13 protein-coding genes are annotated in these 12,799 nt (G+C 38.0%); 6 read left to right on the top strand and 7 right to left on the bottom strand.

What is annotated here, in order from left to right:
- Window positions 1-3: 3 nt before the first annotated feature.
- From HSM_RS03705 to ccmA, 6 genes are read right to left on the bottom strand one after another with little or no spacing between them, the layout of a single operon-like run.
- A complete protein-coding gene (locus HSM_RS03705) occupies window positions 4-1,953 on the bottom strand; it encodes a heme lyase CcmF/NrfE family subunit (protein ID WP_012341549.1) in 1,950 nt (649 codons plus the stop codon).
- A complete protein-coding gene (gene ccmE / locus HSM_RS03700) occupies window positions 1,950-2,474 on the bottom strand; it encodes a cytochrome c maturation protein CcmE (protein ID WP_012341548.1) in 525 nt (174 codons plus the stop codon). Before ccmE ends, HSM_RS03705 begins: the two co-directional genes overlap by 4 nt.
- Entirely contained in the window at window positions 2,471-2,683 is a 213-nt protein-coding gene (gene ccmD, locus HSM_RS03695) for a heme exporter protein CcmD (protein WP_012341547.1), read from the bottom strand. The genes ccmE and ccmD overlap by 4 nt, the downstream gene beginning before the upstream one ends.
- Before the next feature lie 9 nt (window positions 2,684-2,692).
- On the bottom strand, window positions 2,693-3,424 hold the full coding sequence (locus HSM_RS03690; RefSeq protein WP_041605032.1) for a heme ABC transporter permease: 732 nt from the start codon (window positions 3,422-3,424) through the stop codon (window positions 2,693-2,695).
- A gap of 49 nt (window positions 3,425-3,473) precedes the next feature.
- On the bottom strand, window positions 3,474-4,139 hold the full coding sequence (gene ccmB, locus HSM_RS03685; RefSeq protein WP_011608550.1) for a heme exporter protein CcmB: 666 nt from the start codon (window positions 4,137-4,139) through the stop codon (window positions 3,474-3,476).
- The gene (gene ccmA, locus HSM_RS03680) at window positions 4,136-4,789 is read right to left on the bottom strand and encodes a cytochrome c biogenesis heme-transporting ATPase CcmA (RefSeq protein ID WP_011608549.1); all 654 of its coding nucleotides are present in this window, start codon (window positions 4,787-4,789) and stop codon (window positions 4,136-4,138) included. Before ccmA ends, ccmB begins: the two co-directional genes overlap by 4 nt.
- A 596-nt stretch (window positions 4,790-5,385) precedes the next feature.
- Between ccmA and leuA the strand changes: the two genes are divergently transcribed.
- The 6 genes from leuA to ndk all read left to right on the top strand — a co-directional run bounded on the left by leuA (window position 5,386) and on the right by ndk (window position 12,005).
- On the top strand, window positions 5,386-6,939 hold the full coding sequence (gene leuA, locus HSM_RS03675) for a 2-isopropylmalate synthase (protein WP_012341544.1): 1,554 nt from the start codon (window positions 5,386-5,388) through the stop codon (window positions 6,937-6,939).
- Between the two features lie 23 nt (window positions 6,940-6,962).
- Window positions 6,963-8,039 (top strand): 3-isopropylmalate dehydrogenase, encoded by a 1,077-nt coding sequence (gene leuB / locus HSM_RS03670; RefSeq protein WP_012341543.1) that lies wholly within the window; start codon window positions 6,963-6,965, stop codon window positions 8,037-8,039.
- Between the two features lie 99 nt (window positions 8,040-8,138).
- Window positions 8,139-9,548 carry a 3-isopropylmalate dehydratase large subunit gene (gene leuC, locus HSM_RS03665; RefSeq protein ID WP_011608546.1) on the top strand — a complete coding sequence of 470 codons (1,410 nt, stop codon included), beginning with the start codon at window positions 8,139-8,141 and terminating at the stop codon, window positions 9,546-9,548.
- 9 nt (window positions 9,549-9,557) lie between these two features.
- On the top strand, window positions 9,558-10,160 hold the full coding sequence (gene leuD / locus HSM_RS03660) for a 3-isopropylmalate dehydratase small subunit (protein WP_011608545.1): 603 nt from the start codon (window positions 9,558-9,560) through the stop codon (window positions 10,158-10,160).
- Between the two features lie 109 nt (window positions 10,161-10,269).
- Window positions 10,270-11,568: an aminopeptidase PepB gene (gene pepB, locus HSM_RS03655; protein WP_012341542.1), complete on the top strand. Its 1,299-nt coding sequence runs from the start codon at window positions 10,270-10,272 to the stop codon at window positions 11,566-11,568.
- An 11-nt stretch (window positions 11,569-11,579) separates the two neighbouring features.
- A complete protein-coding gene (gene ndk / locus HSM_RS03650; RefSeq protein ID WP_012341541.1) occupies window positions 11,580-12,005 on the top strand; it encodes a nucleoside-diphosphate kinase in 426 nt (141 codons plus the stop codon).
- 86 nt (window positions 12,006-12,091) lie between these two features.
- Here ndk and lexA read toward each other — a convergent pair whose 3' ends face one another.
- On the bottom strand, window positions 12,092-12,724 hold the full coding sequence (gene lexA / locus HSM_RS03645) for a transcriptional repressor LexA (RefSeq protein ID WP_011608542.1): 633 nt from the start codon (window positions 12,722-12,724) through the stop codon (window positions 12,092-12,094).
- Between the last annotated feature and the right edge of the window lie 75 nt (window positions 12,725-12,799).

Below are 12,799 nucleotides of genomic sequence, written 5' to 3'. Positions count from 1 at the left end.
AACTTATCCTTGTTTTAGAAGTTTTCCAAAACGATAACGTCGGTCAAATATACAGAGTAATCCGCCGAATGCCATAAATATACCTCCCAGCCAAATCCAACGAATAAAAGGTTTATAATACAAGCGTAAAGCCCATGAACCATCATTTAAACTTTCGCCCAGTGCAACATATAGATCTCGAGATAACCCCCAATCAATAGCCGCTTCAGTCATTGTCATTTTACTCACTGTATAGAAACGTTTTTCAGCAAACAACGTGGTTTCAAACTTACCGTTTCGACTGATGTCAATTTGTGCCTTTCCGCCTAAGTAATTGACACCATTGACATCGGATATACCTTGGAAAGTAAATTCATAATCTGCAATTTTTACTGTATCCCCCACATTCATTCGAACGTCTCTTTCAATACTGTAATTTTGGCTAAAAGCAATTCCCCATATCGTCATCGCAACCCCTAAATGTGCTAAAACCATTCCCCAATGAGAACGAGACAATTTTGTTATGCCAATCCAAAAGCTATGCTTATGCGTTGCTCTTTGCTGCAATTCATAGAGTGCTAGAAGAAGAATAAACATTGCCATCATGACACCAAGAACGGCACTCACTGTAATACGATCTTGTAAAAAATAAGGTAAAACAAATCCGGTAATAAGCATAATGACTAAACTGATGATAACCGGAAGACGAATAGCACAGAATTGGTCTCGACGCCACTTTACTAAAGGTCCGACACCCAATAAAAGTGATAAAGGGATCATGATCAATAAAAACATTTGATCAAAAAATGGAGAGCCGATAGAAATAGTTCCCAACCCTAATTGTTTGTGTACTAAAGGCAGGAGAGTACCCAAGAACACCACACTAAGTGCGGTCATTAATAAAATATTATTGATTAACAACATAGTTTCTCGAGAATAACGTTCAGCATTGTTTCTTGTGCGAATAAGATTGCCTTTATAAGCGTATAACGCTAGCGAACCGCCAATAACTACAATTAAATAAGCTAAAATATATAAACCTCTAGTTGGGTCAGAGGCAAAAGCATGCACCGAAACCAAAATACCAGAACGAACCAAAAAAGTACCTAATAAACACAGTGAAAAAGCCAAGATTGCCAGCAATACTGTCCATGCTTTAAATGAACCACGTTTTTCCGTTACCGCAAGAGAATGAAGCAATGCAGTACCGGCAAGCCAAGGCATTAAAGAGGCGTTTTCTACAGGATCCCAGAACCACCAACCGCCCCAGCCAAGTTCGTAATATGCCCACCAAGATCCCAGCACAATCCCCAATGTTAGAAATACCCAAGCAGCCATTGTCCAAGGTCGGGACCATCTTGCCCATGCGGTATCCAGTTTTCCCGTCATCAATGATGCAATAGCAAAAGCAAAAGCAACGGAAAAACCCACATAGCCCATGTAAAGTAAAGGCGGATGAAAAATCAGACCAATATCTTGTAATAATGGATTTAATTCTCTTCCCTCAACAGGAAAATCAGGGAAAGTGCGGTCAAAAGGGTTAGAAGTAAACATCACAAATAGTAAGAAACCAATCGTAATAATACCCATAATTGCCAAGACACGAGCCACAGCTTCTTGGGGTAATTGTTTACTCAAAAAAGCCACAGCCGCACTCCAAAGAGTCAATAGCCAAATCCAAAGTAATAAAGAACCTTCGTGGGAGCCCCAAACAGCGGATAGACGATATTGCAAAGGTAAGTTGGTATTTGAATTGTTCACCACATATTGTACTGAAAAATCATTTGTCAGAAATAAATAGAAAAGTGCAACAAAAGAAACAGTTAAGCTAACAAATAAACCATAGGTCATTGGGCGAGCTAAAGCCATCATCTGTACATTGCCTTTTTCCGCTCCCCATAATGGAAAAATAGATAATAAAACAGAAATAGCTAAACTTAAAGCCAGAGCATAATTGCCTAATTCAGCGATCATTGGTTACCTTCTTTAAATTGTTTTTCTTGACGATCACGATCACTTTCATTCTTGAGATCCGATATGCCCATAGGCTTATGAATTTTCTGCATTTGTGCTTCTAATTCCGGCGGAACATAATTTTCATCATGCTTTGCCAAAACTTCCGTTGCATTCAGTACAGTTGGCTCAATAAGTACACCTTGAGCAACAATGCCCTGTCCTTCACGAAATAAATCAGGCAAAATACCTTCATAAATAACCGTTACTGAAGGTCCAATATCATTTAAGTCAAATCTGACTTTTAAACTTTTAGGATCACGTTCTACCGTTCCTTCCACAACCATTCCGCCAATTCTAATGCGTTGCCCAATACTAGGCTTGGTATGGCTTTCGTTATTTTTTCCATTCACAACTTCTGTTGGCGTATAAAACAAATCAATATTTTGACGCAACGCATACAACACCAAAGCAGAGGCAACGGATATGCCCAGTAAAATAAACAGTACTACCGATAATCTTGATTTACGTCTTGGGTTCATAGGTTTTCTCCATTGTTTTCAGCTTGCGTATTTTTTTGACGCACTGAACGCAATTGTTCACGTTGAATTTCTTTAAATAGGGCTTTGCGAAGATAAATATTTTGCAAGCCTAATCCTATAATAGCAAGGAAAGAAATCCCATAAGATAGCCAGACATAAAGCCCATAACCGCCCATATAAAAAAAATCACTCCAACTTTGAAAAAACATAATAAACTCCTATTTTACTAATGCTTTAACCCAAGGGCGTTTGCTCTCATCTTTTAACAGTTGGGTTCGATAATTCATTAAAGTAAACCACATTGTTAATGCCATAAAACCGAAAATACAGAGAATAAGCGGAATTAACATAGGTGTTGCAATGGAAGGTTTTTCAAATTTTGTAATGCTTGCCCCTTGATGTAAGGTATTCCACCACTGAACAGAAAAATGAATAACCGGAATATTGACTACCCCCACAATAGAAAGAATTGCTGCTGCTTTCATACCGATTAAACGATCTTGAAAAGCAGAGTAAAGTGCGATAACGCCTAAATATAAAAAGAATAAAATCAAGGAAGAAGTTAAACGAGCATCCCACACCCACCAAGTTCCCCAAGTCGGTTTACCCCAAATTGCTCCAGTGACCAATGTCAAAAAAGTAAACACAATACCGATGGGTGCCATAGCGAGAATACTCAAATACGCTTGGCGAATTTGCCAAACTAAACCAATCACTCCGGCAATTGCCATAGACACATAAATTCCCATAGAAAAAATTGCCGCCGGAACATGAATATAAATAATACGGAAACTGTTACCTTGCTGATAATCAGCCGGTGCAAAAGCAAGCCCCCAAATTACGCCGGTTATTAATAAAAGTATAGATACTGTTGCAAACAAAGGAACAAACTTACCACATAAGTGATATTGTGTTTCCGATTTTGCATAAGGATGTAACCATTTCCACATCATGTTGTCCTTACTATGTTATTTAAAAAACAAATCTTCACTAAGTTAATTACTGGTCTAAGCTCACTCTTAACGCAATTGAAATGGCGAAAGGTGAAAGTGTTGCCACTGAAACAAAAATAGCTCCCAGAATTGCGAGTTGCCCGTTATAAGATAAATTTAATGTTGCAGCATCTAAAACAGCGGCAGAAAAAATTAATACCGGTATAAATAGAGGTAAGACTAATAAACTCAGCAAAACGCCCCCCTTACGCAACCCTACCGTAAGTGCCACACCAATGGCTCCCAAACAACTCAAGGTTGGCGTTCCTAACAACAATGTTAAAACTAATGCCCACCAAATATGCAACTCCAATGAAAGTAATAGTCCGGCAATGGGCGAAAGTAAAATTAACGGTAACCCGGTTAAAAGCCAATGTGCAATGACTTTTGCCAAGGCGGTCATCGCTAAAGGTTGTGCTGTCAACATCAATTGCTCAAGAGAACCGTCCACAAAATCATCACGAAATAAACGCTCAAATGAAAGTAATGCCGATAGCAAAGCGGCAACCCAAGCTATTCCGGGGGCTATTTTAGCTAATAGCTTAGGATCCGGACCAATAACCAAAGGAAACAAGGTTAAAATAATCAAAAAAAACCATAAAGGATTTAAGATCTCAGCTTGCTTTCGACAAGCAATTTTTAACTCTCTTTTGATAATTTGTACAAAAATCATGCCATATTCCCTTGATCAAAAAACTTGTATTGATCTAACCGCACTTTTTGCAACTTATTGCTCGGAATCTCTTGATGACTGGTTAAAATCACAATACCGCCATTTTCCACATGTTGTTCAAACAACTGAGTTAAAACGTTGACACCTTGTTTATCAATAGCTGTAAAAGGCTCATCTAAAATCCACAATGCCGCATTTGATAACCACAATCTTGCTAATGCAATACGTTTTTGTTGTCCTGCAGAAAGTTGACCTGCAGGTAAATCTTCTCGACCCAATAACCCCACTTTCTGTAGAATATCCCAAAGTAACTCCTCGCTTTGTCGACAATTACCAATTTTTTGATAGAACTGTAAATTTTCCCAAGCACTTAATTCAGGCTTAATTCCAGCAAGATGCCCCAAATAGAGTAAATTGTGCTGGTATTCTTCACGATTTTTATTAATTTCGATCTTATTCCATCGCACTTTACCTTTAGCAGGGAAACTAAGTCCCACAATAATTCGTAAAAGACTGGTTTTTCCTATGCCATTATGTCCTTCAATTTGCACAAAATCTCCCGACTTAGCATCTAAATTTAAGTCAGTAAACAAAATCTTATCGCCACGCTGACAGGCAAGTTGTTCCAGTTGTAGATGATTATTTTGCATAAGAAGTTATTTAAACATTTTCGGAGACGCATTCTATCATAAGCTATACTCATGGTGTAAAAAATGAAACGTTAAAAGCATAACTCTTTAGTTGTATATGATAGGATTATTTGATTTAAAACAAAATCAACTCAAAAAACGCCGATAAGTTATTTTTTAGAACCCCCAAAAAAACACAAATTTACGTTCATTACTATGAAAGAGCTAAAGTGCGGTAGAAAAAATTAAAATTTTTTAATGACGTGGATTTTAACACTATTAAATTATTAAAAGTTAGTTTTATGTATTAACCTTATGTTTTGAATAACCTTTTATTTGGTATAAAACTCTAAAAAATCATTTGACACATTATTTTAAACTCGTAATATAAACCCATCTTGGTTTATTTTTAGGATATTTTATGTTTGACATTCTTTCTCTGTTACTCAATTTACGACTATCACATTTCTTGTGCGGATAAATTGTGGAACAAAGAAATATAGTTAAACATGTCAGTTGACCCGCACAAGTAAAATGCGGGTTTTTTTGTATCTAAAATCAATAAAAAAGCACCGCACTTTGCAGATGGCAACATACAAAATAAGAAGGAAAGAGTTATGCAAAACAACATTATTATTTTTGATACAACATTGCGTGATGGTGAACAGGCATTAAAAGCCAGTTTAACAGTAAAAGAAAAATTACAAATTGCATTGGCGTTGGAACGTTTAGGTGTTGATGTAATGGAAGTGGGGTTTCCAGTATCATCAGCAGGGGATTTTGAATCCGTTCAAACCATTGCTCGTCATATAAAAAACAGTCGTGTTTGTGCCTTATCCCGTGCAGTGGATAAAGACATTGATATTGCGGCTGACGCATTAAAAGTAGCTGAAGCGTTCCGTATTCATACGTTTATTGCCACTTCCGCTTTGCATGTCGAAGCTAAATTACGCCGCACTTTTGATGATGTCGTGGAAATGGCAATACAAGCAGTAAAACGTGCCAGACGTTATACCGATGATGTGGAATTTTCCTGCGAAGATGCCGGTCGAACAGGTGTTGACAACATTTGTCGTATCGTTGAGGCAGCAATTAAAGCGGGTGCAACAACAGTCAATATTCCGGATACGGTAGGTTTTTGTTTACCAACCGAATACGGTAATATCATCGATCAAGTGATGAACAGAGTGCCGAATATCGATAAAGCAGTAATTTCGGTGCATTGCCATAATGATTTAGGCATGGCGACTGCAAATTCTTTGACCGCAGTACAAAACGGTGCAAGACAAATTGAATGTACCATTAATGGCATTGGGGAGCGTGCAGGAAATACTGCATTGGAAGAAGTAGTCATGGCAATTAAAACACGTCAAGATATATTTAAGGGCTTAGATACACGAATTAATACACAAGAAATTCATCGTGTCAGTCAGATGGTTAGCCAGTTGTGTAATATGCCAATTCAGCCGAATAAAGCTATTGTCGGATCAAATGCTTTTGCACATTCTTCAGGTATTCATCAAGACGGTATGGTTAAAAATAAAAATACTTACGAAATTATGTCACCGGAAACCATCGGATTGAAAAAAGAAAAATTGAATTTAACCGCTCGTTCAGGACGTGCTGCAGTAAAAAGCCATATGGACGCAATGGGTTATCAACAAAACGATTATGATTTGGATAAATTATACGCCGCATTTTTAAAATTAGCCGATAAAAAAGGGCAAGTATTTGATTATGATTTGGAAGCATTGGCATTTATTGATATGCAACAGGGTGATGAAGATCGGCTAAGTTTGGATGTTATTACTTCTCAAACAATCAGTAATTTACCGGCTTCTGCCTTTGTGCAAGTTGAACTGGACGGTAAAAAAATTAGCCAAGTTTCAAATGGGGGAAATGGTCCCGTTGATGCCGTTTATAACGCTATTTTAGCAATTACAGATATGGATATAACTATGTTGCATTATAACCTGACTGCAAAAGGTGAGGGAGCAGAAGCCTTAGGACAAGTGGATATTGTTGTCGAACATAAAGGGCGACGTTTTCATGGTGTCGGATTGGCAACGGATATTGTAGAATCTTCGGCTCGTGCCTTAATTCATGCAATCAATGCCATTTATCGTGCCAATAAAGTGGCAGATTTAAAATCGCATAAAATTTCACAGTAAAGTTGATGTAAAGAGGAAAAATCATGAAAAGTTATACTATTGCAGTATTAAGTGGGGATGGTATCGGTCCTGAAATTATGGCGGAAGCTATAAAAGTATTGGATGCAGTGCAAAAAAAATATAATTTCAAATTAAATTACCGCACTTTTGATGTGGGAGGAATAGCCATCGATAATCATGGTACGCCTTTACCCGCTTCTACATTAAATGGCTGTGAAGAAAGTGATGCAATTTTATTCGGCTCGGTAGGCGGACCAAAATGGGAACATTTACCCCCTAATCAGCAGCCTGAACGAGGTGCACTACTACCATTGCGTAAACATTTCAAATTGTTTTGTAATTTACGTCCTGCCATACTTTACCAAGGTTTAGAAAAATTTTGTCCATTGCGAGCGGATATTGCCGCCAAAGGATTTGATATGATGACTGTTCGTGAATTAACCGGCGGCATTTATTTCGGTCAACCTAAAGGACGAGATGGAGAGGGAATGCAAACTCGTGCCTTTGATACAGAAGTTTATTACAAATATGAAATTGAACGTATAGCTAAAGTTGCTTTTGAAACAGCGATGAAACGGCGTAAACATGTAACATCTGTTGATAAAGCCAATGTATTAATCAGCTCGGTATTATGGCGTGAAACGGTCAATGAGGTTGCCAAGAACTATCCTGACGTAACATTGGATCATATTTATATTGATAATGCGACAATGCAATTGATCAAACAACCTGAATTTTTCGATGTCTTACTTTGCTCTAATATTTTTGGCGATATTATTTCTGATGAGGCGGCAATAATTACCGGCTCAATGGGTATGCTACCCTCTGCCAGTCTAAATGAACATGGTTTTGGGCTTTACGAACCGGCAGGTGGTTCTGCTCCGGATATTGCAGGTAAAGGCATTGCCAACCCAATCGCTCAAATTCTATCTGCTGCCATGATGCTACGTTATAGCTTTAACTTAAATGAAGAGGCGGATTCAATAGAAAACGCAGTGAAACAGGTTCTTTCTCAAGGTTATCGAACCGCAGATTTAGCAGATGAACATCCGCCAATTTCCACAGCTGAAATGGGAAACTTAATTGCAAACGCAATTTAAGCAATAGTGAATGAAAAATAAAGTGCGGTAAATTTAGCCAAAATTTCTCGTTTTCTACCGCACTTACCTGATTAGTGAAAAAAACTTAACGGAATAAATATGAAAAAAACACTCTACCAAAAATTATTTGATTCTCATATTGTACATGAAGCACCGGGAGAAGTGCCGATTTTGTACATTAATCGTCATTTAATTCATGAAGTCACTTCACCTCAAGCCTTTGATGGATTGCGTGTAGCAGGTCGTCAGGTTCGTCAAGTGAATAAAACTTTCGGCACAATGGATCATAGTATTTCTACTCAAGTGCGTGACGTAAACAAATTAACAGGACAAGCGAAAATTCAGGTTTTAGAGCTAGATAAAAATTGTAAAGCAACAGGAATTTCTTTGTTTGATATGAACAGTAAACAGCAAGGAATTGTACATGTTATGGGACCGGAACAAGGATTAACCTTACCGGGCATGACGATTGTTTGCGGTGATTCCCATACGGCAACTCATGGGGCTTTCGGTGCATTAGCTTTTGGTATCGGTACATCGGAAGTGGAACATGTTCTTGCAACGCAAACACTAAAACAAGCCAGAGCCAAAAGTATGAAAATTGAAGTACGTGGCGAAGTCGCAAAAGGCATTACTGCCAAAGATATTATTCTTGCCATTATCGGTAAAACCACAATGGCAGGGGGAACCGGTCATGTTGTTGAATTTTGTGGTGAAGCTATTCGTGCATTGTCAATGGAAGGACGAATGACAGTTTGCAATATGGCAATTGAAATGGGAGCGAAAGCCGGACTGATTGCACCTGATGAAACCACATTCGCTTATTTGAAAGATCGTCCTTATGCACCAAAAGGAAAAGACTGGGAAAGTGCGGTAGAATATTGGAAAACCTTAAAAACCGATGAAGGTGCAGAGTTTGATACTGTGGTGATATTAGACGCAAAAGACATTGCTCCACAAGTAACATGGGGAACCAATCCAGGTCAGGTTATCGGTATTGATCAGAAAGTACCTAATCCGGCAGAAATGCAAGATCCCGTCACCAAAGCCTCCGCAGAAAAAGCCTTAGCTTATATTGGCTTATCTCCGGAAACTGATTTAAAAGATATTTCCGTTGATCAAGTATTTATCGGATCTTGCACCAATTCCCGCATTGAAGATTTGCGTGCGGCAGCTACAGTAATGAAAGGTCGCAAAAAAGCAGATAACGTAAAACGAGTACTTGTTGTTCCCGGCTCAGGATTGGTCAAAGAACAAGCAGAAAAAGAAGGGCTAGATAAAATTTTTATTGCGGCAGGTGCTGAATGGCGTAATCCCGGTTGTTCTATGTGTTTGGGTATGAATGATGATCGACTTGGTGAATGGGAGCGTTGTGCTTCGACCAGTAATCGTAATTTTGAAGGGCGACAAGGCCGTAACGGACGAACCCATCTTGTAAGTCCGGCAATGGCAGCGGCAGCGGCTGTCTTCGGTAAATTTGTTGATATTCGTTATATGGAATTAAATTAAGGAAGATTTATGGCTGGTATTAAACAACATTCAGGTTTAGTGGTTCCTCTTGATGCCGCAAATGTGGATACTGATGCGATTATCCCAAAACAGTTTTTACAAGCTATTACCAGAGTGGGTTTTGGAAAACACTTATTCCACGAATGGCGTTATCTTGATGAGGAAGGTACAGTACCTAATCCTAAATTTGTGCTGAACTTTCCCGAGTATCAAGGTGCAACGATTTTACTTGCACGCAAAAATTTAGGGTGCGGGTCATCTAGAGAACATGCACCTTGGGCGTTGGCGGATTATGGATTTAAGGTCATGATCGCACCTAGTTTTGCTGATATTTTCTATAATAATAGCCTGAATAATCATATGTTGCCCATTCGTTTGAATGAAGAAGAAGTGGAAGAAATTTTTCAATGGGTATGGAAAAATAAAGGTTGTGAAATTCATGTAAATTTAGAAAATTTAACCGTCACAACGGGAAATAAAATTTATCATTTTGAATTAGATGAATTTCGTCGTCATTGCTTATTAAATGGATTGGACAATATAGGATTGACTTTGCAACATGAAGATAAAATCGCAGAGTATGAAAAAAACATTCCTGCTTTTTTACGCTAATTAGACTTTATTTCTGATTATTCTCCCTATTCATTCTTGTTACCTCAATAAAAACTGGTATAGTGCCATCTATATCAGTTTTTTTATCAAGTAAATTTAAGGATAAAGTATGCAAATTAAAATAGAAATTTCACCAGCAAAAGAACAATGGGGAAAAAAAGCTTTAATCAGTTTTACTCACGATCAAGCCATCATTCATCATCCGACACGTAACCAAGACATTTCTTTAATTCAAAAAGCCGCTCGAAAATTACGCACCCAAGGAATAAAAGAAGTTGAACTTATTGGATCAGAATGGGATTTAGAAAATTGTTGGGCATTCTATCAAGGCTTTTATACCGCTAAACAAGATTATGCTATTGAATTTCCTCATTTAGAGGACGAGCCACAAGCTGAATTGCTGGCAAGAATTCAATGTGGCGATTTTGTGCGTGAAATTATTAATCTCCCCTCTTCAATTATCACCCCTATTGAACTTGCAAAGCGTGCGGCACAATTTATCACCGAACAAGCAAGTCTTTATGCTGACGAAAGTGCGGTATCTTTTCAGATTATTTCCGGACAAGAACTTGCTGAAAAAAACTATCAAGGGATTTGGCAAGTGGGTAAAGGCTCAGAAAATTTACCGGCTATGTTACAGCTGGATTTTAATCCTACCGGAAATGAAAATGCACCGGTACTGGCTTGTTTAGTCGGTAAAGGAATTACTTTTGACAGTGGTGGTTACAGCATTAAACCAAGTGATAGCATGAGTACAATGCGAACAGATATGGGCGGTGCCGCACTATTAACGGGTGCATTAGGTATGGCAATAGCCGGAGGGCTTAACAAACGAGTTAAACTATTTTTATGTTGTGCTGAAAATATGGTGAGCCACAACGCTTTAAAATTAGGTGATATTATTCACTACCGCAATGGTATCAGTGCGGAAATTCTTAATACTGATGCCGAAGGGCGTTTGGTACTTGCCGATGGCTTAATTGATGCGGATTTAGCGAAGCCTAAATTTATTCTTGATTGTGCAACCTTAACCGGTGCAGCAAAAGTAGCGGTTGGTAATGATTATCATGCGATACTTTCAATGGATAACGAACTCACTCAACAGTTTTTCGATTGTGCAAAGAGTACAAAAGAACCGTTTTGGCGATTGCCTTTTGACGAATTACATCGTCACCAAATTAGTTCATCCTTTGCAGATATTGCCAATATTGGGACTGTTCCAATGGGTGCCGGTGCAAGTACGGCAATGGCATTCTTATCTTATTTTGTAGAAAATTATCAAGAAAATTGGTTACATATTGATTGTTCGGCAACTTATCGTAAATCAGCAAGTGACTTATGGGCAACAGGTGCAACGGGAATCGGTGTACAAACTTTGGCGAATTTTTTATTAAATAAAGCTGAATAATGGAGAGACCTATGACATTAGAACAAACTTTAGCGATTATAAAGCCCGATGCAGTTGAACGAAATTTAATAGGTAACATCATTTCTCGTTTAGAGGACAAAGGATTTCAAATCATTGCTATGAAGATGTTGCATTTAAATCAAGAACAGGCGGAAGGTTTTTATGCAGAACATCGCAATAAAGCGTTTTTTACTGAATTGGTTAAATACATGACATCTGCCCCTATAGTTGTTTTGGTGTTACAAAAAGAAAATGCGGTAAAAGACTACCGCACTTTTATGGGAACAACTAATCCGGAAATAGCAGAAAATGGCACATTACGTTATGAATTTGCTATTAATCAAACCCAAAATTCCGTTCATGGCTCGGATAGTTTAGAGAATGCACAACGTGAAATTGCCTATTTTTTTGCCGAAGCTGAGATTTATGCTAGATAGTTAAAAATAAGCCAACAAATAGTTGTTGGCTTATTTTTGTTCCGCTACTCGTTTTTAAATAACAAATTTACTGCATGATGTCATGTTTACATCCAAGCATTATTGCGAATAATGCCAACGGCAATACCTTCAATTTCAAAGTAAGGTTGCTGAGTTAGATCTACTACAATTGGCTCAAATTCCTCATTTTCCGCATGTAAATAAACAACCGAACCTTTACGCTCAAAGCGTTTTACTGTTACTTCATCTTCAATTCGAGCAACAACGATTTGTCCATTTCTAATGTCTTTTGTACTATGAACAGCCAACAAATCACCATCTAAAATACCAATATCTTTCATAGACTGCCCATAAACCTTCAATAAAAAGTCGGCTTGCGGTTTAAACATATTAGCATCGACTTGATAAGTTGCTTCAATATGTTGTTCCGCCAAAATTGGTTCACCGGCGGCAACTCGCCCAATCAGCGGAAGTCCTTCATTTTCCGGTTCTTCTATATCCGTTAATAGCCTGATCCCACGAGATACACCAGATACAATTTCAATTACACCTTTACGGGCCAAGGCCTTTAAATGTTCTTCAGCCGCATTTGGAGAGCGAAATCCCAATTCTTTAGATATTTCCACTCGAGTTGGAGGCATTCCTGTACTTTCGATATGACGTTTTATTAGATCGAAAACTTCCTGTTGTCGTGTCGTTAATGATTTTATTGAACTCATACTAACCCCTGTTTTTATATACAGAATATATGATATTATATACAGAAATAAAATTACATCAATCTTTAGTTTCAA

The organism is Histophilus somni 2336 (assembly GCF_000019405.1).
In the GTDB taxonomy this organism is placed as follows: Bacteria; Pseudomonadota; Gammaproteobacteria; order Enterobacterales; family Pasteurellaceae; genus Histophilus; species Histophilus somni.
The sequence above is the reverse complement of the archived record's forward strand: the minus strand, read 5'-3'. Positions and strand labels throughout refer to the sequence as shown.